At 37.8% G+C, this 24469-nt stretch carries 16 protein-coding genes and 7 pseudogenes; 13 read left to right on the top strand and 10 right to left on the bottom strand.

The features are described from left to right. Window positions 1-13: 13 nt before the first annotated feature. Window positions 14-466 carry an adenylyltransferase/cytidyltransferase family protein gene (locus tag OWR28_RS03415; protein WP_002980373.1) on the top strand — a complete coding sequence of 151 codons (453 nt, stop codon included), beginning with the start codon at window positions 14-16 and terminating at the stop codon, window positions 464-466. 53 nt (window positions 467-519) lie between these two features. Here OWR28_RS03415 and OWR28_RS03410 read toward each other — a convergent pair. The 5 genes and pseudogenes from OWR28_RS03410 to pnuC form a co-directional block, all read right to left on the bottom strand. Beyond that, window positions 520-3128, bottom strand: a pseudogene (locus tag OWR28_RS03410) (TonB-dependent receptor domain-containing protein). Window positions 3129-3259: 131 nt separating this feature from the next. Then, window positions 3260-4282: pseudogene (gene mltG / locus OWR28_RS03405) on the bottom strand (endolytic transglycosylase MltG). A gap of 32 nt (window positions 4283-4314) precedes the next feature. After that, window positions 4315-5082, bottom strand: coding sequence for a diaminopimelate epimerase (dapF, locus tag OWR28_RS03400; RefSeq protein ID WP_332385504.1), 768 nt, complete (start codon window positions 5080-5082; stop codon window positions 4315-4317). A gap of 89 nt (window positions 5083-5171) precedes the next feature. After that, window positions 5172-5837 carry a hypothetical protein gene (locus OWR28_RS03395; protein WP_332385503.1) on the bottom strand — a complete coding sequence of 222 codons (666 nt, stop codon included), beginning with the start codon at window positions 5835-5837 and terminating at the stop codon, window positions 5172-5174. A gap of 4 nt (window positions 5838-5841) precedes the next feature. Beyond that, window positions 5842-6510: a nicotinamide riboside transporter PnuC gene (gene pnuC / locus OWR28_RS03390; RefSeq protein WP_332385502.1), complete on the bottom strand. Its 669-nt coding sequence runs from the start codon at window positions 6508-6510 to the stop codon at window positions 5842-5844. 166 nt (window positions 6511-6676) lie between these two features. Between pnuC and OWR28_RS03385 the strand changes: the two are divergent. The 3 genes and pseudogenes from OWR28_RS03385 to hemN all read left to right on the top strand — a co-directional run bounded on the left by OWR28_RS03385 (window position 6677) and on the right by hemN (window position 10788). Then, a pseudogene (locus OWR28_RS03385) lies at window positions 6677-8193 on the top strand (amino acid permease). Between the two features lie 50 nt (window positions 8194-8243). Beyond that, window positions 8244-9257, top strand: a complete 1014-nt coding sequence (locus OWR28_RS03380; protein WP_332385501.1) for a glycosyl hydrolase — start codon at window positions 8244-8246, stop codon at window positions 9255-9257. A 174-nt stretch (window positions 9258-9431) separates the two neighbouring features. Beyond that, a pseudogene (gene hemN / locus OWR28_RS03375) lies at window positions 9432-10788 on the top strand (oxygen-independent coproporphyrinogen III oxidase). Window positions 10789-10865: 77 nt separating this feature from the next. On the opposite strand, the gene OWR28_RS03370 reads toward hemN, so the two are convergent. After that, a complete protein-coding gene (locus tag OWR28_RS03370) occupies window positions 10866-12236 on the bottom strand; it encodes a PQQ-dependent sugar dehydrogenase (protein WP_332385500.1) in 1371 nt (456 codons plus the stop codon). Between the two features lie 216 nt (window positions 12237-12452). On the opposite strand from OWR28_RS03370, the pseudogene secD reads away from it, so the two are divergent. The 3 genes and pseudogenes from secD to OWR28_RS03350 all read left to right on the top strand — a co-directional run bounded on the left by secD (window position 12453) and on the right by OWR28_RS03350 (window position 17724). Continuing rightward, a pseudogene (gene secD / locus OWR28_RS03365) lies at window positions 12453-15359 on the top strand (protein translocase subunit SecD). 204 nt (window positions 15360-15563) lie between these two features. Next, entirely contained in the window at window positions 15564-16793 is a 1230-nt protein-coding gene (locus OWR28_RS03360; RefSeq protein WP_332385499.1) for a TCR/Tet family MFS transporter, read from the top strand. 128 nt (window positions 16794-16921) lie between these two features. Further along, window positions 16922-17724, top strand: a pseudogene (locus OWR28_RS03350) (arylamine N-acetyltransferase family protein). A 79-nt stretch (window positions 17725-17803) separates the two neighbouring features. On the opposite strand, the gene OWR28_RS03345 reads toward OWR28_RS03350, so the two are convergent. Beyond that, window positions 17804-18313, bottom strand: a complete 510-nt coding sequence (locus OWR28_RS03345; RefSeq protein WP_332385497.1) for a hypothetical protein — start codon at window positions 18311-18313, stop codon at window positions 17804-17806. Between the two features lie 128 nt (window positions 18314-18441). Further along, entirely contained in the window at window positions 18442-18747 is a 306-nt protein-coding gene (locus OWR28_RS03340; protein WP_332385496.1) for a hypothetical protein, read from the bottom strand. A gap of 319 nt (window positions 18748-19066) precedes the next feature. On the opposite strand from OWR28_RS03340, the gene OWR28_RS03335 reads away from it, so the two are divergent. From OWR28_RS03335 to OWR28_RS03315, 5 genes are all read left to right on the top strand, one after another. After that, entirely contained in the window at window positions 19067-19408 is a 342-nt protein-coding gene (locus OWR28_RS03335; RefSeq protein WP_332385494.1) for a twin-arginine translocase TatA/TatE family subunit, read from the top strand. Between the two features lie 2 nt (window positions 19409-19410). Then, window positions 19411-19977: a phosphatase PAP2 family protein gene (locus OWR28_RS03330; RefSeq protein ID WP_332385493.1), complete on the top strand. Its 567-nt coding sequence runs from the start codon at window positions 19411-19413 to the stop codon at window positions 19975-19977. Further along, on the top strand, window positions 19974-20504 hold the full coding sequence (locus tag OWR28_RS03325) for a tetratricopeptide repeat protein (protein WP_332385491.1): 531 nt from the start codon (window positions 19974-19976) through the stop codon (window positions 20502-20504). The genes OWR28_RS03330 and OWR28_RS03325 overlap by 4 nt, the downstream gene beginning before the upstream one ends. 74 nt (window positions 20505-20578) lie before the next feature. Further along, complete coding sequence (locus tag OWR28_RS03320; protein WP_332385490.1) at window positions 20579-20788, top strand: hypothetical protein; 210 nt, start codon at window positions 20579-20581, stop codon at window positions 20786-20788. Between the two features lie 85 nt (window positions 20789-20873). Then, window positions 20874-21326 (top strand): tRNA (cytidine(34)-2'-O)-methyltransferase, encoded by a 453-nt coding sequence (locus OWR28_RS03315; RefSeq protein ID WP_332385489.1) that lies wholly within the window; start codon window positions 20874-20876, stop codon window positions 21324-21326. Between the two features lie 183 nt (window positions 21327-21509). Here OWR28_RS03315 and OWR28_RS03310 read toward each other — a convergent pair. After that, a pseudogene (locus OWR28_RS03310) lies at window positions 21510-21982 on the bottom strand (23S rRNA (pseudouridine(1915)-N(3))-methyltransferase RlmH). A gap of 297 nt (window positions 21983-22279) precedes the next feature. Between OWR28_RS03310 and OWR28_RS03305 the strand changes: the two are divergent. Next, a complete protein-coding gene (locus OWR28_RS03305; protein ID WP_332385488.1) occupies window positions 22280-23293 on the top strand; it encodes a YihY/virulence factor BrkB family protein in 1014 nt (337 codons plus the stop codon). On the opposite strand, the gene nhaA is transcribed toward OWR28_RS03305, so the two are convergent. Then, complete coding sequence (gene nhaA, locus OWR28_RS03300; protein ID WP_332385487.1) at window positions 23290-24468, bottom strand: Na+/H+ antiporter NhaA; 1179 nt, start codon at window positions 24466-24468, stop codon at window positions 23290-23292. The two genes, OWR28_RS03305 and nhaA, sit on opposite strands and share 4 nt — an antisense overlap. Window position 24469: the final 1 nt, after the last annotated feature.

Here is a 24469-nt window from a genome sequence, read left to right as displayed (position 1 = left end):
ATTTTAAATTAATATGAAGACACAAAGAATAGGTATTACATTTTCGTCATTTGACTTATTGCATGCAGGACACATCAAAATGCTTGAAGAAGCTAAAACCGTATGTGACTATTTAATCGTAGGACTTCAGATTGATCCATCCCACGATCGTCCGAACAAAAATAAGCCAAGCCAGACTATCGTTGAAAGATATATTCAGCTGAAAGCAGTAAATGCTGTAGATGAGATCATCCCTTATTACACGGAAGAAGATCTGCTGGATATTTTAAAATCATTTGTGATTGATGTAAGAATCATTGGAGATGATTATATGGACAAAGACTTTACCGGTAAAAAATACTGTGAAGAAAAAGGAATTGAAATCTTTTACAACAAAAGAGACCATAGGTTTTCCACCAGTGATCTGAGAAGAAGAATCTATGAAGCTGAAAAAGAGAAATACTCGAAAGCAGAACCTGTAAAATAACAACATTAATAAAAATCCCGAAAAATAATTTTCGGGATTTTATTTTGGTTATATTACATCGGGCCGCCTTGCTGGTCGTCACCCGCTGCGTTGGAATTGATATCCTTTTTCTTTTTGGGCTGTTCAATTTTTTCTCCCTGCTTAAATCTGTAAGTTAAGGAAACAGCAAACTGTCTTGGCTGCCACTGCATATAGTTTCTTCGCGTATAATCATCATTAAAACTGAATACCTCTCTGCTTCTTGTATTGAATATATCCTGGATATTGAAGGAAATTGTTCCGTCTCCTTTCCAGATCGTTTTGGAAGCACCAAGATTCAGAGCATACATATCCTCTGTATTCTGGCTGGCAGTTTTCTGTGCTCCTCTATAGAACCCCTGTAATTGTACACTTAGTGTTTTGTCAAGTTTAAATGTCGTATTAAGACGGGCTCTGGTAGAAAAGCCATTTCCTGTGAAATCCATACTGCGTGTCTGCTGCAGCTTATTTTTATCAATGGCATCATAATAAGCGATTCCGCTGGTTTTATACCCGAACATGTCCAGACTTCCCATTATCTTCAGCCATGCAAAAGGATCATAAGTAAAGTTCAGATCCAAACCGTAGCGGTCATCAGTTCCTAAGTTGATAGGTTTTGTGTAGAATACTCCCAGGCTTTCATCAGGTCTGTAGACCAGCATTTTGGTATCATCAGTTGCATGTCTGTAGTATAGGGTAGGATTAACCGTAAACTTTTTTCTTGTGATATTATATCCCACTTCAAATGAATCTACATATGATGGATTCAGTTCTATGTTTCCTTCAAAAATATTCTGGCTGTTGCTGTAATTCGGGAAAGGAACCATGAAGAATGATCTTGGTCTGTCTATTCTTCGGGAATAATTAAGTAAAATCTGATTGTTTTTGGATACATCATAGCTTAAGAATACACTCGGAAATAAGTTATTATAGTTTTTGGTTTGATCTAATGGCTTATCATTAGGATTTTGATTGATGTAATTGATGCTGACATTAGACAGCTCATCTCTTAAACCCAGCTGGTAAGCAAACTTTTCTCCGATTTTACTCTTAAACTGAAGATAGAAAGCATTGAAGACTTCCTTATAATCTGTATTATTATTGTAGCTTGGAATAAAAGGGTTGTTGGAAGTACTGCTCACAAAATTATCGTAAGTATTATCATTAACATCCAATCTATATCCCGCTTCAAGCCTGGATTGTTCTCCTATTGGCAGTTCATAATCAGCTTTACCGATAATCGTTTTACTTACCGAATGTCTTCTGGTAATATCCTGTATATTCGGAAGCAGGTCATTGGTTTCAAGGATATCTGCATTATTATTGCTTCTGTTTCTCTGTAAACTTAATGATACGGATAAATTCTGACCGTTGTCATCAAATTTGTGATCCACACCTACATCTCCCTGAAAAGCAAGATTATTAAATATCGTTTTAGATTCTCTTTGTCCATATGGATTTAATAATTGCCATGTTCCCGCAATTCCGTTCGGATCTGAAGGATCTTTGAAAAATCTGTGGAAACTGTCATACGTCTGCAGAAGCTCATTTCCGTCTCCTTCAAATGTTCTCACCAATCCCGTAAAATTGATTGAAGTTTTATCCGATAAATCGTATACAAACCCCGCACTTACATTATAATTTTTGTTATATGTTTTATTGGCGGAGTTTTGCAGCTGATGTATCAGAACATCATTAGGCTGCGTATTAGGAAGAATCTTAGGGAATGTCAGGTTATGATAGGTCGTCTCCGAGTTGTTCTTGGTTTTATTTTCTGTGTAACCGCCGCCACCGTTTACGAACCAGGTCCAGTTATTCTTTCTCCAGCTCAGGTTCGTGTTAAGAGACGTTCTTGGAAAATAGCCCAGAGATCCTACCACACTACCATTAAAACCAACCTTTTTGTTCTTTTTAAGGATGATATTCAGAATACCGGATGTTCCGCTCGCTTCAAATTTAGAAGAAGGATTGGTAATAACCTCAATTCTTTCGATCTGGTCGGCAGGAATACTTTGCAATGCATTTGCCCCATCGTCAATCCCAAGAAGGGCAGAAGGCTTTCCGTTGATCAGGAACTTTACATTGGTGCTTCCTCTCATAGATACCGTTCCGTCCGTATCTACGGAAACTGAAGGAACATTGGTTAAAACATCCTGAAGGTTTCCTCCTTTACTCACGATATCCTGTGAAGGGTCATATGTTTTTTTATCAAGCTCTACTTTATAAGGTTTTGCTGCTGAAGCAGTAATAACAACGCCTTGTATTTCTTTTGTTTTGCCGTCAACAGTAGAGGTAGGTTCTGCCTCAATAGACAAAGCCCCGATATTACCTGCTGCTGCAATATTTTTGCTGACTACACTTTTTTTGTAATCAATAGCTTCTACTGTAATTTCATAATCTCCGGGCACAAGTTGCAGCTGATACTGTCCTTTTTCATCAGTCAGCACAGCATCACTTAAAGTTTTATTGGTCTTATTGCTGAAAGTTACAGAAGCGTAAGGAACCGGTTGATTTTTTTGTTGACAATGATTCCTGAAACTCCAGCCTTCTCCTGTGCAAAAGCCAATGCTGCCGCTGAAAGTACTAACGTAAGTCCTAAAGTTTTTCTGGTGAAAATATTGACAATTTCTGTCTTATTCTTCATAGGTTATTTTTTTGTATAAGATCATAAAGGATAACCCTTAATGTTTTGAGTCTCCATACCAAGCTGATCATCAAAACATTATGGTTATTTATTGTTTTTCTAACTGTATAAGTTTCTTGGTGCTATTTAGCCTATTTTATATTTTTTGAGTTGAGCCAGTCCTGATAAGCCTTTGCATTTACAGCATGCTCCTCAGCACTTGCCGTAAATTTATGATATCCGGGCCTTGAAGGATCAGCACACATAAATATATAATTGTTGTTTTCAGCATTTAAAACAGCATCTATTGAGTTTTTATCCACTACACAGATTGGCCCCGGAGGAATCCCTGCATTGGCATAGGTGTTATAAGGTGATGGTGTAGATAAATGCTTATATAATACCCTTTTTATAGGTTCTTTAAAATTAGTCTGTTTATTGATTGCATAAATTACCGTAGGATCAGACTGAAGTTTCATTCCTTTTCTGTAACGGTTTAAATATAATCCGGCAATCGTTTTCATTTCATCTTTTTTCCTCCTGATTCCTTATAGACAATAGAAGCCAGGGCATAAATCTGATCTCTTGTGAGGCCGGACTGCTGTTCTTTATTTTTTCTTTCAGCCGTCCAGAAATCATTATACTGATCTTCGAACTTGGCAAAAATTCTCTCGGACTTACCGTCCAGAAAAAATTATAGGTATCAATAAAAAAATATTTTTTAAATCTTCAGCATTTTTGTATCCTTTCTCCTGCGCAACAGCATCCAGATCAGTTACAAAATGCAAAGAATCTATTTCCGTTTTTTTGGTAACCTTACCAATCATCTGATACATATCCCCAAAGTCACCAATCCTGTAAGAATTTGCTGTCTGGTTTCCTGCTTTGATCATGTTGACAAGGTTTTTGTTTCCTGTTCCACTTTGGATATGATAACGTCCTGCTTTGAAATTAGCCTCAAGACCTTTTTCTTTAGCCACTGCTTCAAAAGATTCTCTGTCTTTAATATAAGGAGCAATAGAATCGAGGATCTGCTTAAAACCTGCCCTGTGAGGAATCAACACATAACCTTCTTTTTCTACGTTATTTCCTAAATATTTATTATAAAATCTCAAACCAAAAAATCCTGCCACTACAAAAACCAGCAGAATGATAATGAGAATAGCTTTTTTCATTCCTATTAATGTTGATTAAAAGTTTTTTGTTTTTAAAGAAGATCTGTTTTACCTCTAAAAACCTGCTTAGCAGGGCCTTCAAGCCAGATATTCCGGAATGAGTCACCGCTTTTTTCAGCATATACCTTAAGATTTCCGCCTAAGGTTTTAACTTTTACAGAGGTTAGATTATGTTTTTGCAGAAAAGTTAAAGCAGAAGCTGTAACTCCTGTTCCACAACTGTAAGTTTCGTCCTCAACACCTCGTTCATAGGTTCTTACAAAAATTTCATTATCTGAAATTTTTTCTACAAAGTTCACATTGATTCCTTTTTCTTTATAAGTTTCAGAATTTCTGATACCATATCCCTCGTCATACACAGGATAATCCTTCAGATTGTCAACATACTTTACATAATGAGGTGAACCGGTATTCAGAACGAAGTCATTTCCGTCATGGGATACCGCGTCTACATTAATCATTTTTAATTTAATGATTCCGTTATGGATCTCAGCTTCATGTTCGCCGTCCGTCGCAATGAATTTGCATTTATCTTCAAAGATGTCCAGGAAAAAAGCAAAAGCTACCAGACATCTTCCTCCGTTCCCGCACATGGTACTTTCTCCTCCGTCAGAATTATAATACACCATTTTGAAATCATAACTGGGATCGTTTTCCAGCAGAATAAGGCCATCAGCACCTATTCCGAAACGTCTGTCACATAGTTTTTCAATAATACCTTTATCTTTAGTAAATTGCAGATCACGGTTGTCTACCATTACAAAATCATTCCCTGTTCCCTGATATTTATAAAATTCCATATTTTTTTGTTAAATGAAGAAGCAAAATTAACATATTTAAAATGAAAAACGAACAGTGTTAGTTGTTCGTTTTCTTATTTATAATCGTTTTATCTAAAGCCGCCTCCGCCGCTCTGCTGTCTGCTGGAACTGCTGCTTTGGCTGCCTGAGCTGTTTCTGAATCCGCCGCCGGAAGATTCTGACCTGCTGCTGCTTTCAGAATTTCTGAATCCGCCGCTATTCTGGTTCCTGAATCCGCTGTTATTCTGGTTGTTCTGATTACCACTGTTTTGGTTTCTGAATCCCCCATTACTGTTGGAGTTTCTGAAACCGCTGTTGTTCTGGTTTCCCTGATTGTTCTGGTTTCTGAATCCGCTGTTGTTGGAGTTTCTGTTATTATTGAATCCTCCGCTGTTATTATTGTATGAACCGTTACTATTTGTTGTACGGGTATTCTGGAATCCGTTCTGAGGTCTTGAAGAAGAAGATCTTCTTTCTACATAGACTTTTCTTCTGGAATTATTATAATTGTCATAATAATAAGGGATGCCGTTATCATAGTAATAATTAACGTTGTTTCTGTAATAATAGCCGTCGTTGCCCCAATATCCACCGCTTCCGTAATATCCTGCAGGAGCATAGTAATATCCGTTGTTATAATAAGGATCTCCATAATAACCTCCATTGTTGCTACCGTATCCGTCGGTATATGCTAAACAAGATGTTAAACTGGCAATAGCAAAAATACTGACTGCTATTTTAAATAAATTTTTCATGACTTTATTGTACTTTTTTCTTTAAAACTTTTTTCCAATTGACGTATCCTGAGATCGCCATTATAGTAAATACCAAATATTGAACCGAAGTGATTCCAAGTCCCTTAAAAATCATCATAGGGATGCAAATAAGATCTCCGATAATCCAGAAAATCCAGCTTTCAATGCGCTGTTTGGCCATAAACCACATTCCTACTAAAAATATTGAAGTGGTGAAAACATCCATCCAGTTTGCCCAGTCCAGATGGTATAATCCGAGACTGGTTCCTTCCATAGAAAATTGATTATCAATATAAGGCTTATAATAATAAATAAGAGTAACAAGTGCCAGGCTCAATATAAAAAGGACACTGGCATAGAACCATTCTTTTCTGGTGGCCCAGGTAACATCCACATGAATATGATCTTCGGAATTTTTAGCCCATAAAATCCATCCGTAGATACTCATTATGGTATAATACACATTGATCAGGCAGTCTCCCAGCAAGCCGAAGTTGAAAAGGATATAAACATAGATCAGCGTAGAAATAATGCCGGTAGGATACACCCAGATATTTTTTTTAATCGAAAAATAAACACTAAGGGTTCCTAAAACAGCTCCTGAAGCTTCCAGCATAATCTGTAAAGTATCATAGCTCTCATAAGGCTTTAGGAAAAGATCATATAAATTCATGTTATCAAAAATAAAGAAAAATTTAACACTTAAAGAAATACTATGAATAAGGTGCTGGTCAGGTTTTTAAAGTTTTTAATGTAAAATAAATGATGAAATTTTAACGATTAACGTGAGAGTTTATAAATTTTTTATATTTTCGTAAATCCTTAATAAATAAAAAAACATGTCGAAAATTTGGGTTAAAAAGCCACTAAGTGCCTATGAGGCAGATATGAAGAAAAGTGAGCTGAAAAAAGTCCTTGGAAAATGGAGTTTAACAGCAATTGGAGTGGGTGCTATCATCGGTGGTGGAATCTTTGTTCTTACCGGAACGGGAGCCTATTATCATGCAGGGCCAGCACTTGCAATTTCCTTTATCATAGCAGGGATCGCCTGCGTTTTTGCTGCATTATGCTATGCAGAGTTTGCATCCATTATTCCTGTAGAAGGTTCAGCTTATGCCTATGCATACGGAACCGTAGGGGAAATTTTTGCATGGGCCATGGGGTGGTGTCTCATCCTCGAGTATGCCATGGCAAGTATGGCAGTTTCCGTGAGCTGGTCCGGATATTTTAACAAATTTTTGAAAATATTTAATATTCATCTCCCTGCCTATCTGACTTCAGATCCTGCAAGTTATACCGGAGATGGTTTTTCAATGAACCTGCCTGCATTCATTCTTGTACTTTTAATTACCGCATTATTGGTAAAAGGAACTAAAGAAGCGGCGGGAGCTAATAACCTGATCGTTTTAATGAAAACTTCAGCCGTTATCTTTGTAATTATCGCCGGAGTATATATTATTTTCTCTAATACGGACCTTTATAACGCTGTAGACGGAGTGAAGAACTGGAAACCTTTTATCCCGGATCCTGTAAAAATCAAAAACTCTGAAGGGGATTTGGTCTCCGCATATGGTATTAAAGGGATTATTTCCGGAGCTGCAGCTATTTTCTTTGCCTATATTGGTTTTGATGCTGTTTCCACACAGGCGGGAGAAGCTATTAATCCTAAAAAAGATGTGCCTTTTGCCATCATTGCTTCATTATTGATCTGTACAGCTTTATATATCTGTGTATCTCTTGTGTTAACAGGAATGATGCATTATACAGACTTCAACCCTGAAGGTAAATATCCGGATGCTATTAAAGCTCCTGTAGCCTATGCTTTTGAAATTGCAGGAAAACACTGGGCAAGTAATATCGTAACGATTGCTGCTACTGTAGGATTAATTTCCGTAGTAATGGTAATGATGATGGGACAATCCAGAATTTTTATCGGTATGGCAAAAGACGGGTTGATTCCTCAATTCTTCGGCCAGCTTCACCCAAAAACCAAGACTCCATATAAAGGAATTATTCTGTTAGGACTTGTAGTGGCATTTATTGCTGCATTTACCCCGATTTCAACATTGGCAGATATGACAAGCTTCGGGACCCTGTTTGCATTTACATTGGTTTGTATCGCGGTTTGGGTAATGAGAAAAAAGAACCCAATCTGATCAGACCTTTCAAAGTTCCTGCTTATAAAATTGTAGTAGCTTTGGGAGTAATTATCAACTTATACCTTATTTTTAACCTGAGTGCCCATGCATTGGAACTTTCAGCTGTATGGCTGGTGCTGGGAGGCCTGGTATATTTCCTTTATGGAAAATCACATGGTAAACTTAACAACCCTGAAAAATATCAGAACCAGGATTAATAATTATAATATAAACCGCTTCGGCGGTTTTTTTATCCCAATACTATAATATGAAAAAGATTTTCACCATTTTATTTCTGTCTGCAGGACTTACAGTATTTTCCCAGCAGGTGGAAAGCCTCGAAACTATTCTTAATGATAAAATAAGTATCAGAGCCCTTGAGTTATACGATAATAAAGTATGGTATAGCGGTACGGATTCCAAATTCGGGTTTGTAGATCTTAAAGATTATAAAAATCAGAAGCAGATAAAACTTTCTGAAGAAAAGCTTCAGTTCAGAACATTAGGTCAGAATACAACTTCTTTTTATGCCATCAATATTGAAAGTCCGGGAAGGTTTTTTGCGATTGATAAAAAAACTCTGACCTCACAGGTTGTCTTTAAAGATACAGCAAAAACGGCTTTTTATGATGCTTTGCATTTTGTGAATGATAAACTTGCCTATACCTTCAGTGATGCAGATAAAGACCGGCTGTTGAAGCTGGCTGTATATAAGGATGGGAAATGGAGCATGTTTAAAAATAATGTAACATTAAATGATGGTGAAGCTGCTTTTGCCGCCAGCAATACCAATATTTCATCATCTAAAAAATATCTTTGGATTGCAACCGGAGGGAAAGCTTCCAGAATGGTAAGAATGAATCTGAAAAATGAAAAGTTTGAAATTTTCAATACTCCATTTGTACAGGGAGAATCTTCGCAAGGAATGTATTCTATCGATTTTTATGAAGATAAGTTTGGGATTGCTGTTGGAGGAGATTATACCAAACAGGATGCCAATATCAATAATATCGCAACGACTGACAATGGTGGTGAAACCTGGCAGATTCAGGCCTCAGGGCAGAATGCAGGATATACGACTTGTGTGAAAATTAAACCGGGATCAAAAGGAAAAGAAATTATTGCAGTAGGAGATAAGCATGTCAGTTATTCTTCAGATTTTGGAAAAACATGGAAGAAAATTTCTGATGAAAAAGGATTCTTTGTCTGCCAATGGATTGATGGCAATAATGTTGTTCTTGCAGGAAATAATAAAATTGCGGTAATGAAATTAAAATTTTAAATATTATGAATAGAATATATCACTATTAGCCAAAAGCCTGATCATACGTATTTAGACTCATTATAAAATAGAACCTAATATAATTCATAGGTTAAAATTCATAACTAATGGTTAATTTTGTAGGATGAAATTTAATTATGTTAAATTTCATACTCTATAAAATTTTAATTTTCAATGAACTCTTTAATAGATAAGTATAATATTCCCGGACCGCGTTACACTTCTTATCCTACTGTTCCTTACTGGGATGAATCAACATTTTCACCGGAAAGATGGAAAGAAACCGTAATCAGGTCTTTTGATGAAAGCAATGCAGGGGAGGGAATTTCTATTTATATCCATTTGCCTTTCTGTGAGGCACTATGTACGTTCTGTGCATGTCATAAACGTATTACCAAACAGCATAGTGTCGAAGTTCCTTACCTTGAAAGTGTTCTAAAAGAGTGGAAATTGTACCTTGATCTTTTCAGTGAAAGACCAAAACTGAAAGAACTGCACCTTGGAGGAGGTACTCCCACGTTTTTCTCTCCTGAGAATTTGAGAACATTACTGGAAGGAATTTTTTCTACAGTAGATATGGCAGAGCACCCTGAATTTTCTTTTGAAGGGCATCCTAACAATACAACCAAGGAACATCTCCAGACTTTATATGACCTTGGTTTCAGAAGAGTGAGCTTCGGAGTTCAGGATTATGATCCAAAAGTTCAGAAAGCGATCAACAGAATCCAGCCTTTTGAAAATGTGAAAAACGTTACAGAATGGGCCAAGGAGATCGGGTACAGAGGAATCAGCCATGATCTTGTGTTCGGACTGCCACACCAGAACTGGGAAGCAATGGAGCATACCATCAGAAAAACAATGGAGCTGAAACCTGACAGACTTGCATTTTATTCTTATGCACACGTTCCGTGGGTGAAAGGAGTGGGACAGCGAGGGTTTGATGAAAATGACCTTCCAAGTGGTGAAGAAAAACGCCGTCTGTATGAAGACGGGAAAAAGCTTCTTCAGGATTTAGGATATATTGAGGTGGGAATGGATCATTTTCTCTTGAACATGATGATCTTTACCAGTCTTTAATTCATAAAAACTTCACAGAAATTTCATGGGCTATACTTCCAGCAAAACCCAGCTGATGGTGGGACTTGGTATGTCTGCCATTTCAGATTCCTGGTATGCGTTTGCCCAGAATGTAAAAACGGTTGAGGAATATCAGAAAATGGTTGAAGAAGGTAAAATTCCTGTGGTAAAAGGACACGTTCTGAGCGATGAGGATCTTACGGTAAGAAGACATATTCTCAACCTGATGTGCCAGCTTGAAACCACTTTTGATATAAACAACTCTTTCCCTGAGCTTGAAAACGCTTTGGAAATGCTGAAAGAAATGGAAAATGACGGCCTGGTTGAAATCAACGGAACCGAAGTTAAAATTACTGAAGCCGGAAGAGCATTCACAAGGAATGTAGCCATGGTTTTTGACCTGAGAATGATGAGAAATAAACCGGAAACGAGGATTTTCTCCATGACAATATAAGAAAAGCGGTTCAGTTCTGAACCGCTTTTTAATTGGTTTTAGGTTTAACGTTTCGTTTACATTTACAGAGACTATTATTATTTAATAATTAATTTCTGGCTGTAAGATTTCAGCTCTCCTGATTTCAGATTAATATAATACACTCCGGCAGGTACCCCTGAAATATTGATCGCTTTTCCCTCATAGATATGATCTGCTTCCAGTACTTTTCTTCCCTCCGCACTGATAATTTCCAATGTTGTCTTTTGATCTTTAATTCCATCAATAAAAATTTCTTTTGAAGCCGGATTAGGATAAACTTTTATATTTCCAAAAGCATTATTTTCCTGAGTTCCCAAAGTTCCTGTGGTTATTTTAAAAATCTTTCCATTGTTCACGGCTGCTACATACAGCCCTTTTTGATAATCTTCCCCGAAAGTAGAGAAATTATTCCCGGAATAAGGAGCTGTCCATGTGATGGCATTATTGTTATCCATAATCCCGATCTGGGTAGAGCAGTAGTCTGCAAAGAAATATTTTCCCTGTAGTGAAGGATACTGGGTTCCTCTGTAGACATATCCGCCGGTGATAGAACATTTTCCTCCGGAATGATCATAGACGGCAACCGGGAAGGTCATGGTAGACTGTGCAGCACATCCTACTGTATTATAGGTATTATTTCCTTCATAACATCGCCAGCCGTAGTTTAATCCACCTTGGGAAATGGGCATTTTGTTGATTTCCTCTATCGCTCCCTGTCCAACATCTGCAATCATGGCATTTCCTGTTGTAAGATCAAAAGAAAATTTCCACGCATTTCTAAGTCCGTAAGCCCATATCTCGTCTGCACCATCCACTCCGGCTCCTGCAAAAGGATTGTCGGGCGGAATATTGTACGGGCCGGTAGCATCTACATCTATTCTCAGCATTTTTCCGAGCAGTGAATTTTTGTTTTGAGCATTATTATTCGGGTCACCGCCGCTTCCTCCGTCTCCGGTAATGATCCACAGTTTTCCGTCAGGAGCGAAATGAATACTTCCTCCATTATGATTGTCGAAAGGTTTAGGAATACTCAGAAGGATCTTTTCAGAAGCGGGATCAGCTACATCCGGGTTTGTTGAACTTACGCTGTATCTTGCGACAGTGACATTTCCGGCCGTATTGTTATAATACACAAAAAAATACCCGTTGGCAGAGTATTGTGGATGAAATGCAAGACCAAGAAGACCTCTTTCGCCGCCAAAAATAATTTTTGAACTTATATCCAGAAAATTAGTGGAGTTAATTGTCCCGCTGGGTTGAATAATTTTAATGATTCCGTTTTGTTGTACAACAAAAAGACGGCTGTCATTGGCATTCGTAATCTCTACAGGACTGGTAAGCCCCGTGACAAATTCTTCCAAATTAATGCTTTGAGAATTAACAATTAAGGAAGAAAAAATACTGATGCAAAAAAGTAATTTTTTCATAATATTTTGATAGTTAGTGTGTTGAAAAATAGAATGAAAATTTTATACCAATATATTTTGAAGACTTCGTTATGATAGCACGAAAAAATTGTTAAATCTTAAATAGAAATCACAATACCAATATATCTGAAAATAAACCATTTCTGTTGTTAAAAATTCATAAAATACAAGAAAATCATTATATTTGCCGACTTAATTTAACGTAGTTATAACAAAATGCAAGGAAAAGGACTTATTACAATTGTCGCTATTGTACTAGGGTTGATTTGCTTAAACGAGCTATTACCAACATGGTACGCCAGCAAAATTGAAAAGCAGGCGACTGCTATTGCAGGAGACAATCCGGAGAAGTATCAGAAAGAAATCGCAAGACTTTCTAAGGATACTTTGAATTTAGGATTCACAAAACTTTATTACACTAAAGCCAAAGACAAGGAAATGAAACTTGGTCTTGACCTGAAAGGGGGATCAACGTTCTTTTGGAGATCAACCAAAGAGATCTGGTGAATGATTTAACGAATTATTCTACAAATCCTGTTCTTATCGAGGCTTTAAACAAAACTGATGAAGCACAGAAGAATTCTACAAAACCTTACATCGACAACTTCTTCGAGCAGTTCGATGTAGTAAACAAAGCTAAAGGTACAAACCTTAAGCTGGCAGATCCGGAAATTTTCGGAAATACAACCCTTACTGAGGTGAAGTATAACACTCCTGATGATCAGGTAAAAAGCATTGTTAAAAGAAAGATCGATGCATCTGTAGGAACAGCTTTTGAGGTAATCAGAACGAGAATTGACAAGCTTGGAGCCATCCAGCCAAACGTTCAGAGAGTACCTGGAACAGCTAGAATTTCTGTGGAAATGCCTGGTATGAAGGATATTGATAAAGTGAAAAAAATGCTTCAGACTTCTGCAAAACTTCAGTTCTGGGAAGTACAGCAGGTTCCTGAAATTGCGCCTTATTTCCAGACCTTAACAACTATGGTTGCTGCAAAAGGAGATTCTATGGGAGTTGCAAAGAATGTGAACTTCATGAGCCTTTTACAGCTTGACAAATTAAGAACCAATGGTGTTGCCAATGTAAAATTATCTGATACTGCAGTTGTAAACAAAATCTTAAACAGCAAAGTAGCCCAGTCTTTACGTCCGGCTAACATCAAATATACACAGTTCATGTGGGGTTACAAACCTGAAGCTACTGATACTGAAAGCCTGGTATTGTATGCGATCAGAGGTAACATCAATCAAAAAGCTCCGGTAGACGGTGCTGTTGAAACTGCAAGCATCGGTTATGATGAGCTAAGCAGAATAGTAGTAGACATGCAGATGGATTCCAAAGGAGCAAAAGAGTGGAAAACATTAACAGAGAAAAACGTTGGAAAACCGGTTGCAGTAACTCTTGATAACAGAGTATACACCGCTCCGAACGTTGTTGGCGCTATTCCTAACGGTAGAACACAGATCTCCGGTAACTTCTCTCAGGAAGAAGCTAAGGAACTTGTAGATGTGTTGGGTGCCGGTAAATTGCCTGCAGGTGCAAAAGTAGTTCAGGCTACAGTTGTAGGTCCGTCTTTAGGACAGGAGGCTATTGACTCTGGTTTAATGTCGTTCATCATCGCTTTTGCTATTATCATTGTTTATATCATTTTCTACTACGGTGGAGCTGGTGTATATGCGGTAATTGCAATGGTGATCAACTTATTCTATATTTTCGGTATTATGGATTCGGGAGACTTTACGCTTACGCTTCCAGGTATCGCAGGTATCGTTCTTACGATGGCAGTTGCAGTAGATACGAACGTTATCATTTATGAAAGAACAAAAGAAGAATTATTTGCCGGGAAAAGTATTCTTGAAGCTTACAAAGATGGTTTCAAACATGCATTGAACGCGATTATTGACGGTCACACTACGACTTTCCTTACGGCGGTTGTATTGTTCTTCTTCGGAACAGGACCTATCAAAGGGTTCGCCTTGACATTGATGATCGGTATTTTAATGACATTATTTACGTCTGTACTGCTTTCAAGAGTAATGATCTTCTCAAGATTAAATAAAGGAAAAGGGCTTTCTGTTTGGACTCCGGCTACGAAGAACCTGTTCAGAAACACCTGGATCGATTTCATCGGAAAGAGAAAATATGCTTACATCGTTTCAGCTGTTCTTACAGTTATCTGTATCATTTCAATTGCAACACACGGTTTCAAATACGGTATCGACTTTACCGGGGGTAGAAACTATGTGGTAAGATTTGATAAAGATATAAAAGCTGAAGATGTTGAAGAAAAATTAGTAGCATTATTCAAAACTGAAGATGGTAAAAACTCTTCTGTAGAAGCTAAAACTTTTGGAAACAACAAACAATTAAAGATCTCTACGGATTACCTTATCGAGGATGAATCTTTAAAAGCTGACCAGATTATCGAGCAAAAATTATTTGAAGGATTAAAATCACAGTTGCCGGCAGGAACAACATTGAAAGAGTTCAAATCTGCTGATAAAGACCATGCAGGAATTATTTCTTCTGAGAAAGTGGGACCTTCAGTGGCTGATGATATCCAGACTCACGGTATCTATGCGGTATTAGCTGCTCTGGCAATGATCTTCATTTATATCCTTGTAAGATTCAGAAAGTGGCAGTTCTCCCTTGGAGCCGTTGCTGCTCTGTTCCACGATGCGGTAATTATCTTAGGAGCATATTCCTTGCTTCACAAGTATATGCCTTTCAACATGGAGATCAACCAGGATTTCATTGCTGCAATCCTTACAGTATTGGGTTACTCCATTAACGATACGGTAATTATCTTCGACAGAATCAGAGAATACCTGAGAGAAAAAATCGTTAACATTGGCAGGTCTGTTTGATGACTCTATTTCAAGTACATTGGGTAGAACATTCAACACCTCATTCACTACGATTCTGGTTATCCTTGCGATCTTCATTTTCGGTGGTGATAACCTGAGAGGATTCATGTTTGCGATGTTAATCGGTATCGGTTTCGGTACTTATTCATCCATCTTTGTTGCATCTGCAATTGCTTATGACTTCCTTAAAACAGGAAAAGAAGAAGAGGTACACGGCAGATCCACTTCTGCAAAAGAAGAACTTGTTTCAAAGTAATACAAACTACAATAAATTAGTAAAGGCCGTTTCGAAAGAGACGGCCTTTTTCTTTTTAACATAAAGAAATATGAAAAAAACAAAGCTTTTTTATATGTAATGCATTATTTGTCATTATTTTAAGCATTTGATTTTTTAGTATTTATGTGAGCAGCTCTTAATTTAGAATCATTATTTTTCAGATTTCATTAATTTTGCACCATCATGGAAAATTCAAAGAAAAAAGCAGCTATAGGCTTCATATTTATTACTTTACTGATTGATATTACGGGATGGGGAATCATCATTCCTGTTGTTCCTAAATTAATTGAAGAACTCATTCATGCAGATATCAGTGAAGCCGCAAAATATGGCGGCTGGCTTGGGTTTGCCTATGCATTTACACAATTTATATTTTCACCGTTAGTTGGTAACCTGAGTGATAAATACGGGCGAAGACCCATTATCCTGATTTCCCTTTTCGGATTTGCTGTAGATTATATTTTCCTTGCATTGGCACCCACAATCTGGTGGCTGTTTATGGGAAGAATTATTGCCGGAATTACCGGTGCAAGCGTAACCACCGCAAGTGCTTACATTGCAGATATCTCTACGGATGAAGACCGGGCTAAAAATTTCGGACTGATAGGAGCCGCTTTTGGATTAGGTTTTATCATAGGACCTGTTCTCGGTGGGGTTCTCGGGCATTACGGTGCCAGAGTTCCTTTCTATGCCGCAGCAGGCTTGTGTCTGCTTAATTTCCTGTACGGATATTTTATTCTTCCTGAAAGTCTGGATAAAGATAAAAGAAGAGAATTCGACTGGAAACGTGCGAATCCTATAGGTTCATTTAAATTTTTAGGGAAACATCCTGAAATTTCCGGACTGATCGTTTCATTGATCTTAATTTACATTGCAGGGCATGCAGTACAGAGCAACTGGAGTTTCTTTACCATGTATAAGTTCAGCTGGACAGAAAGAATGGTGGGGATTTCGTTAGGAGTAGTAGGTTTATTGGTAGGACTTGTACAGGGTGGTCTTATCAGATGGACAACTCCAAGGCTTGGAGAGCAGAAAAGTATCTATTACGGTTTGGCTTTCTACGCAGTGGGAATGCTGTTGTTTGCCTTTGCATCAGAAGGCTGGATGATGTTTGTATTTCTGATTCCGTATTGTCTGGGAGGAATCTGCGGACCGGCTTTACAGTCTGTAATCACGAAAAGTGTTCCTTCCAACGAGCAAGGTGAACTTCAGGGAGCATTAACGAGTTTAATGAGCGCTACATCCATTATCGGACCTCCGATGATGACGAATTTGTTTTACTTTTTTACCCATGACGAAGCACCATTCAAGTTTTCAGGAGCACCGTTTTTCCTGGCATTTATTTTAATGGCTCTCAGCGTTGTGATTACTTATTCTGCTTTTCAGAAAAAAGAAAGGATTTGGTTGATGTAACCTCTGAAAAAGACTTTCAGAAATAATAGATCTGTTCTATTCTGAACATATTTATAGCTTTGGGTCAATCTATTTGATAACTTTACTGAAGCAGTTTTACTCAGTTTTGAAACAGGAAAAACAAAATTATGAAGGCATCAGACTTTGAAAAGTATCTCGAACGGATTCATTTCTCCGGAACTCCGGAAATGAGCATGGAAACATTGAAGAAAATTCATCAGCTTCATCCCAAACACATCCCGTTTGAAAATATAGACCCTTATACAGGAAAAGTACCTTCTTTGAATGCAGATGATATCTTTAAAAACTGGTTGTTGAATCAAGAGGAGGATACTGTTATGAACAAAACCTGCTTTTAAGTGGAGTTTTAAAATATTTAGGATTTAAAGTAAAGCTTCAGCTGGGAAGAGTAGTATGGGGAAGGCAGGAAGACAGCGTTGCTGCACAGACTCATTTGCTGCTTATTGTTGATTTTGAAGATAAAAAGTATGTTGTAGACTGCGGATTTGGAACTGCTACACTTACTTCGCCCATACTTTTAAATGAAGAAGACCAGCAGCAGACACCCAACGGAATATTTAAAGTTTCCCATAGAGAAAATACATATACTCTTTGGCTTTGGAAAGAGCAATGGCTTCCGGTGTACCGTTTCATTCCTGAGCAAGTAGAACCTATTGATCTTGAGATTTCGAATTGGTACCTGTCTACACATCCGGATTCTCATTTTAAGAATAAGCTGATCCTCTCAAAAGTAGATGAGAATGCCCGCTATACCTATACGGATCACGTCCTGAATATCAGGTCTGATGTTGGTGCAAAAGAGTCTGTAACGATAGAAAATGATATCCAGTTGTATGAAATACTGATTAATACTTTCGGATTAAAGGAAAATGCAATAGAAGCCCTGAAATCAAAAGCCAGAATATGGTAGTATCAGAAAATATAACCTATAAAAAACCGGGAAGCTTGTAAAAAGCTTCCCGGTCTTGTTAATCAGATTTTTATGAGGATTATGGATAAAGGGATTTTGTCCCGTTACTTACTATATTGCTGCCCAATCCGGAGAATGATACAGAAAAATTAGTGGAATTAAAGCTTAAAGAACCTGTAGGAGTACAAAGTCCCAATGCATAACGGCATTGCCCGTAAGCACCTGTCCTTTTTGTAATTTTACTCTCACTTTTCGCTTTTCCTAAGCTGATATAACCCCAATCACTTACATCTGCATTGGACACTGTAGAACCGGAATAATAAATGGTAATCTGATATCCGGCTTCACCTCTTTTAGACCCCCATAGCCAGTTGGCAGTCCACCACTGTTTATACCATTTGGAAGCAACTTTAGAAGCTTCGTCAGATGCTGCTGAATTTCCGCGGGTATCCATCATAATAAGACCTCCGAAAATGTTATCCCAGATAATACCAGAATCACCATAAAAGCATAATGTGGTAAATTTCCCGCTTTTGCTGTTCCATGTTATTTCCATAACATTGATTCCGGCTTTTACTTCTTCAGTCATTGCTTCATTTAATCCTTGTTGTGCTGTTGTCAGGTTTTCTCCATCATACAGGTCTCTGATTTTCCCGATTTTTACAGAAGAAGGATCCGTGATGTTTCCTGATGCAATAAACTGGTCTTTATCTGTAGTCAGTTTTTGGAAAGCTCAATGCCTTGCTGTGTTGTAATTTTACCCAGTACATGTACTCCTGTAATCTGTAAATCATTTTTCAGGTAGGCTTCAAGATTTTTTCCGGATTCATCCAGCTGGTGCTGAACTGCTTCCGGGACAATCTGAGACGCAAGAGGGGTGATCTCCTTCTTCAGATCGGCAACAGTTACCTTTGACTGAACTGTTTCCTGTTGGTTCATTTCGTTGTTTTCATTCTGGCAGCTGTTGAGAGCCAATACCGATAATACGGCGAAAACTTTAAAAGTAGTCACTAGTTTTTTCATAATTAATATTTATTGGTTTGTGTGTTATAAATATACAGAATTATTGTTTAATTCTCATTGTTTTGAATTAAATATTTGTTAATTTATAGGTGCAGGTAGCAGGAATTAGAGGGTGGGGAGCTTAAAGTTCAAGGTCCAAGGTTAGCATTTCAGGTTATAAGTTAGCCCCGCAACAAAACAAACCCCGAATCACGCAACTTGTAACTCGTAAAATAAAGTCATCAACCTTAAACCTTGAACCCTGATATAAAATCTTAAAATTTGTTTAAATTTTTAGTTTACAGTCTGTAAATGGAATAATCTTTCGTAATTTTACCGCATGGAATTAAGCATTGGAGAAATGGCACTCATTGCCATTGCAATCGTTGTATTATTCGGTCCGGATAAACTGCCTCAGATTGCGCGTGACTTAGGTGCAGGCGTTAGAAAAATGCGTGGAGCAGTAGAAGATATCAAAACTGAAATCATGAAGGAAACAGATAATCTTGTTTCTGAAATCAAGCGTGAAATCGAAAAGGTAAAGGATGCTGCCAAAGATTTCAATCCTGTGAATGATATCAAGAAGGATATTCTTACGGAACCCTCTTCTGTTGCTTCTAATGAGCCTCCAAAACCCAAGCCGGCAGATGATGAGACTTACGAAGGACCTGTAAGCAGATAACCATGGAGGAAATCATTCAGGAAGATAAGAAGGTATTTCTCTACCTTAATAATTTGGGCAATTCATCTTTTGACCAGTTCTGGATGCTGATTTCAAGTACCTGGATCTGGGTGCCTCTTTACATTATATTCCTTTATTTTTTATACAAAAACTATAAACTACGATCGTTAGTTTTTATTCTTATATTTCTGGCAATTGGCGCAACGGTTTCTGACCAGCTGGCCAGTGTCTTCAAATATGGTGTGGCAAGACTCAGACCCTGCCATGACCCCACTTTGGAACATCACATGAGAATCGTGAAATGCGGCGGACAGTATGGTTTTTATTCAGCCCATGCGTCCAATACATTCTTTTTGGCTTCCTTTTTAAGTATTTTATTAAAAAATAAGCTTAAATGGTTTCCATATGCTATATTTGTATGGGCCGTGGTAGTTTCCTACAGCCGTATATATTTAGGAGTGCATTTCCCGATAGATATTTTGGTGGGGGCGTTTGTTGGATCTTTATTGGGAGTGATATTTGGTGCACTCGCCAAAAAAGTGATCAACAAACAAACTATAACTTCATGAAAAAAACTTTATTATTAGCAGCTACCCTCTGTTTGCCTTTTAATTTTTATGCCCAGGATAAAAAACTGGCTGAAGAATGTTTTAAAAAAGCTGATTATAAGTGTGCTGAAGAGCAGTATTTAAAACTGGCAGAGAAAGAACAGATCCAAAAATTTCAATCAGAATATTACGATTATCTGGGAACAGCACAGAGAAGGCTTGGAAAAACCACTCAGGCTTTTAAATCTTATGATTCTGCCCTGAAAGCAAATCCTTTGTCAGTTTCTGTATACGTCAATCTGTCATCACTTTACAGCCAGAAAGGAAACAAAGCGAAAGCATTGGAATATATAGAAAAAGGACTCAAAGTAAATCCTGAAACAGCTGATTTATATCTTACCCGTTCCAAAATCTATGACAGCCAGGGAAAAGAAGATCTTGCGATTAAAGATCTTAACCAGATTCTGACTTTTGCCCCGGACAATATTTTTGCAAAAACAGGGCTTGCCAATCTGAAAAAAATAATGGCGACCTGGATGGGGCTCTAAAAGATTATAATCAGCTTCTTGCAGAAAAACCGGAATCATTGCTTTATAACGGGCGGGCAGATGTTTATCTTAAAATGAAAAAATACAAGGAGGCGCTGACTGATGCCAATAAAGCTATTTCTATAGACCCGAAATTTACACAGTCTTATGTGAGCAAGGCTATGATTCTGTTCGATACCTCCAAGCCAAAAGAAGCCTGCGAAAATCTTGATAAAGCAGTTGCTTTGGGATATGAAAAAGCGGTGCTGGCTGATTTTTATGCTAAATGTGCAAAAAATAATTAAAAAATTACTCCTTCCCAATCTTTAATTTAATCCATACAAAACCCAACTGGTGTAACTGTTAAAAAAAGAATAAAGAAATAGAAAAATGTTGAATATTGTTCTTGTAGAACCCGAAATACCTAATAATACAGGGAATATCGGAAGACTGTGTGTGGGAACGGAAAGCAGATTGCACCTGGTGCATCCCTTTGGATTTGTAATTAATGATAAAAACCTGAAGCGTTCCGGACTGGATTATTGGGTACACCTTGATGTTTCGGAATATGCAGATGTAGAAGAATGGATTGAAGTTGTTCCTGATAGGTCACGTGTTTTTTTAATGAGCTCACATGCTGAAAAGTCCTATCTGGAAACTGATTTCCAGGATGGGGACTGGCTGGTTTTCGGAAAGGAGAGTGCAGGGCTGGGTAAAGATGTTCTGGACCGTTTTGATAATCACCTGACCATTCCTATGTCAAAACTTATCAGGAGTTTTAATATCGCCAATTCCGTTGCTTTTGTCGTAGGCGAAGCAAAGAGACAGCTCAGCCTGAAATAGAGATAAATTGGTTCAAAAGTCAAATTATTTGGCTTTTGCCATTCTGAACACAGACTGGAAGTCTGCGAACGCAGTTCAGAAATGTAGTGAAGAATCTCAGAAACTGTATTGGTGAGATTCTTCCTTCGTCAGAAATCGAAGATTCGACGTGGTCAATGACATTCTTGAGAGCTTCTTTTTCTTTTAATCGTTATGATAAGGTTTCCCCTGCAAAATCTGATCTGCACGGTAAAGCTGCTCCACAATAAACAGGCGGATCATCTGATGGGTAAAAGTCATTTTGGATAAAGACATTTTTTCATTGGCTCTGCTGTAGATTTCCTCAGAAAAGCCGTAAGCACCTCCAATCAGAATATGTATTTTTTTTACTGAAGAATTCATCCATGTATCAATTTTTGCTGAAAACTCCCGGCTGGTAAACTGTTTCCTTTCTCATCAAGAATGACAACCAGATCGTTTTTATCAATATGATTTAAAAATAATTTGGCTTCCTCTTTTTTAAGAAGGTCAGGAGACAGGCTTCTGGCATTTTTTACGTCCGAAATTTCAATGATTTCAAAATTCCAGTGTTTGGGCAGGCGGTTAAGGTAATAACTGATCAAAGATGTAATTTCCTTATCATCTGTTTTACCGATACAAAGTAAGCTGATTCGCATTGTAAGAAGTTTCAGGCTGCAAAGATAGGGTTTCGGGATGGAAAGTTCAAGCTTTGGTTGCGAGGTTCTTTTGTTGCTGGTTGTTTTGTTGCTGGCTTTTTTAGTTCCGGGATTCGTTTTTTGTTACGGGTTCTTTTGTTGTTGGTTACCCAGCTTTAGACCCTAAACTTTAAAAATCTTAACTCTCAAACGCTCCCACTCTCAAACTCAATACCCCTAATTCCTGTCACCTATTACCTTCTATCTTTTCCCATTTAATTTAATTCCCCTACCTTTGTATCAAAGACAAACAGATCGATGAGTGTAAAGGTTCCTAAATTTATTTTAAAGATTCAAGAGTTTTTCGACAGCATCCATATTCCTGTTTTGGGAATATCGCTTTGGCAGATGTTTCAGATTTATATCTCCGGAATTTTTAAAGGGAAAATAGGAAGAAAAGCCGCTGCTATTTCGTGGAGCTTTACGATAAGTCTGTTTCCGTTTATTCTCTTCCTACTTTCTGTCTTGCCTTATATGCCGCATTATGCCAAGCTGCAGTTTTATATTTTTGAAGTATTGATGCACAATGTTTTTCCTTCCAATATGGAAGGGGATATACGAGGATATATTGAGGCCAATATTGTTCCCAATATGAAAGGGATCAGTAATCTGACCATCTTGCTGGCTTTGCTTTTTGCGACAAACGGAACTTTTTCTCTGATCAATGGTTTCAATGAAAATTCGGATGAAAAGCTGAGCGATGTAAAAGAATTCATCCTTTCCTTTTTTATTACAATTGGCTTTATTACCATTGTATTTCTGGCCCTTTTTGGAGTTTACTATGCAGAAGTTGTTATGAAACCTTTTACGCCGGCATATGAGATTACCTGGCTTGTAGATAACCTTTCCAAAATTATTGGTTTCGTTTCCTTTCCGCTTTTTTACTTTATACTTCTGACACTATTTTACTGGCTGGGAACTGTGAAAATAACAAGATTCCGCCAGGCGGTTCCGGGGGCAATCCTCACTACTGTGCTGTTTGTGGTGACAACTTATATTTTTGCTATTTATGTAAAGGATATTGCGCGGTATAACGTTCTTTACGGGTCCATAGGAAGCATGATCCTGCTGATGGTATGGGTGAATGTAAACGTGTATCTTCTTTTATTCGGGAATGAGCTGAATATGGCAATCAGGAAACTCAGAATAGAAAAGCTGCTGTCAGATGAAATCAGGAAAGAAGCCTCAGAATACCATGCGCAGGTTACCGAACCGGATTTTGATGGCGATGAGGAACATAAAAGAAATCTGGAGAACCGGAAGAAAGATTAATTTTCCTCCAGTTCAGGGTTTTCTTTTGAACTTATGCTCAGGATGGTAAATCCGGCAATTGCAGCAATAAAGGAAGCAATCAGAATGGCAAATTTAGCCTCATCTTGTATCGGAATTTCTTCTTTGAAGGAGAGCAGTGCAATAAAAATAGACATTGTAAATCCAATACCAGCCAGCAGACCCACACCAATCATCTGCAGCCAGTTGCTGTTCTGGGGCAGGGAACTAAGCTTTAATTTAATGGCAATCAATGAGAATAAGTTGATGCCAAGAAGTTTTCCCAATACCAGTCCGCAGATAATCCCCAGCCCTAATGTACTTGTAATTCCCGCCACCATTTCGTTGGAAAAAGTGATATTGGTATTTGTTAATGCAAATACCGGCATAATCAGAAAACTTACCGGAATATGGAGCTGATGCTCCAGTTTTTCCAAAGGTGATATTTCTACGTTGGAAGCGTTGGTAGGAATTGAAAATGCAAGCAAAACACCTGCTATAGTAGCATGAATTCCGGAGTGATGGAGGAAGTACCATAAAAACAGTCCCGGAATGATATAAAAGATAATTCTGGTTACTTTTAAAAAATTCAAGATAAAAAGTAAGGCCGTTACTCCAAAAGATAACAGGAGATAACTCCAGTGAATCTGCTCAGTATAGAAAATGGCAATCACCAGAATAGCTCCCAGATCATCTACAATAGCCAGTGCCGCTAAAAATATTTTGATAGAATTCGGAATCTTTTTACCCAGCATTGAAATAATAGCCAAAGAGAAAGCAATATCCGTAGCCATAGGAATTCCCCAGCCATTGTTGTATTCTGTCCCGGTATTAAAAATACTGTAAATCACAGCAGGAACAAGCATTCCGCCCACAGCGGCAAAAATAGGAAGGGAGGCATTTTTAAAGGATGAAAGTTCTCCTTCTATAAGTTCCCGTTTTATTTCAAGGCCTACCAGAAGGAAGAATATAGCCATCAGCCCGTCATTGATCCAGATGCTGACAGGATATTCAAGCCCGAAAAGATGAGTTCCCACCTCTTTGTCTAAAAATTGCTGAAAATTTTCCGCAGCAGAGGAGTTGGCAATAATCAATGAAATAAGCACACAGAAAATAAGGATAATTCCTGATGACTGGCTGTTGTTGAAAAATTTTTTAAAGTAAAGAGATAAATTCATG

Origin of the sequence: Chryseobacterium sp. 1B4, from assembly GCF_036631475.1 — a bacterium.
Lineage (GTDB): Bacteria > Bacteroidota > Bacteroidia > Flavobacteriales > Weeksellaceae > Chryseobacterium.
The sequence above is the reverse complement of the archived record's forward strand: the minus strand, read 5'-3'. Positions and strand labels throughout refer to the sequence as shown.

Coding starts and splice junctions, on each gene's coding strand:
- OWR28_RS03415 (WP_002980373.1), top strand. CDS start 14: ATGAAGACACAAAGAATAGGTATTACATTTTCGTCATTTGACTTATTG.
- dapF (WP_332385504.1), bottom strand. CDS start 5,082: ATGGAATTTTATAAATATCAGGGAACAGGGAATGATTTTGTAATGGTA.
- OWR28_RS03395 (WP_332385503.1), bottom strand. CDS start 5,837: ATGAAAAATTTATTTAAAATAGCAGTCAGTATTTTTGCTATTGCCAGT.
- pnuC (WP_332385502.1), bottom strand. CDS start 6,510: ATGAATTTATATGATCTTTTCCTAAAGCCTTATGAGAGCTATGATACT.
- OWR28_RS03380 (WP_332385501.1), top strand. CDS start 8,244: ATGAAAAAGATTTTCACCATTTTATTTCTGTCTGCAGGACTTACAGTA.
- OWR28_RS03370 (WP_332385500.1), bottom strand. CDS start 12,236: ATGAAAAAATTACTTTTTTGCATCAGTATTTTTTCTTCCTTAATTGTT.
- OWR28_RS03360 (WP_332385499.1), top strand. CDS start 15,564: ATGGAAAATTCAAAGAAAAAAGCAGCTATAGGCTTCATATTTATTACT.
- OWR28_RS03345 (WP_332385497.1), bottom strand. CDS start 18,313: ATGACTGAAGAAGTAAAAGCCGGAATCAATGTTATGGAAATAACATGG.
- OWR28_RS03340 (WP_332385496.1), bottom strand. CDS start 18,747: ATGAAAAAACTAGTGACTACTTTTAAAGTTTTCGCCGTATTATCGGTA.
- OWR28_RS03335 (WP_332385494.1), top strand. CDS start 19,067: ATGGAATTAAGCATTGGAGAAATGGCACTCATTGCCATTGCAATCGTT.
- OWR28_RS03330 (WP_332385493.1), top strand. CDS start 19,411: ATGGAGGAAATCATTCAGGAAGATAAGAAGGTATTTCTCTACCTTAAT.
- OWR28_RS03325 (WP_332385491.1), top strand. CDS start 19,974: ATGAAAAAAACTTTATTATTAGCAGCTACCCTCTGTTTGCCTTTTAAT.
- OWR28_RS03320 (WP_332385490.1), top strand. CDS start 20,579: ATGAAAAAATACAAGGAGGCGCTGACTGATGCCAATAAAGCTATTTCT.
- OWR28_RS03315 (WP_332385489.1), top strand. CDS start 20,874: ATGTTGAATATTGTTCTTGTAGAACCCGAAATACCTAATAATACAGGG.
- OWR28_RS03305 (WP_332385488.1), top strand. CDS start 22,280: ATGAGTGTAAAGGTTCCTAAATTTATTTTAAAGATTCAAGAGTTTTTC.
- nhaA (WP_332385487.1), bottom strand. CDS start 24,468: ATGAATTTATCTCTTTACTTTAAAAAATTTTTCAACAACAGCCAGTCA.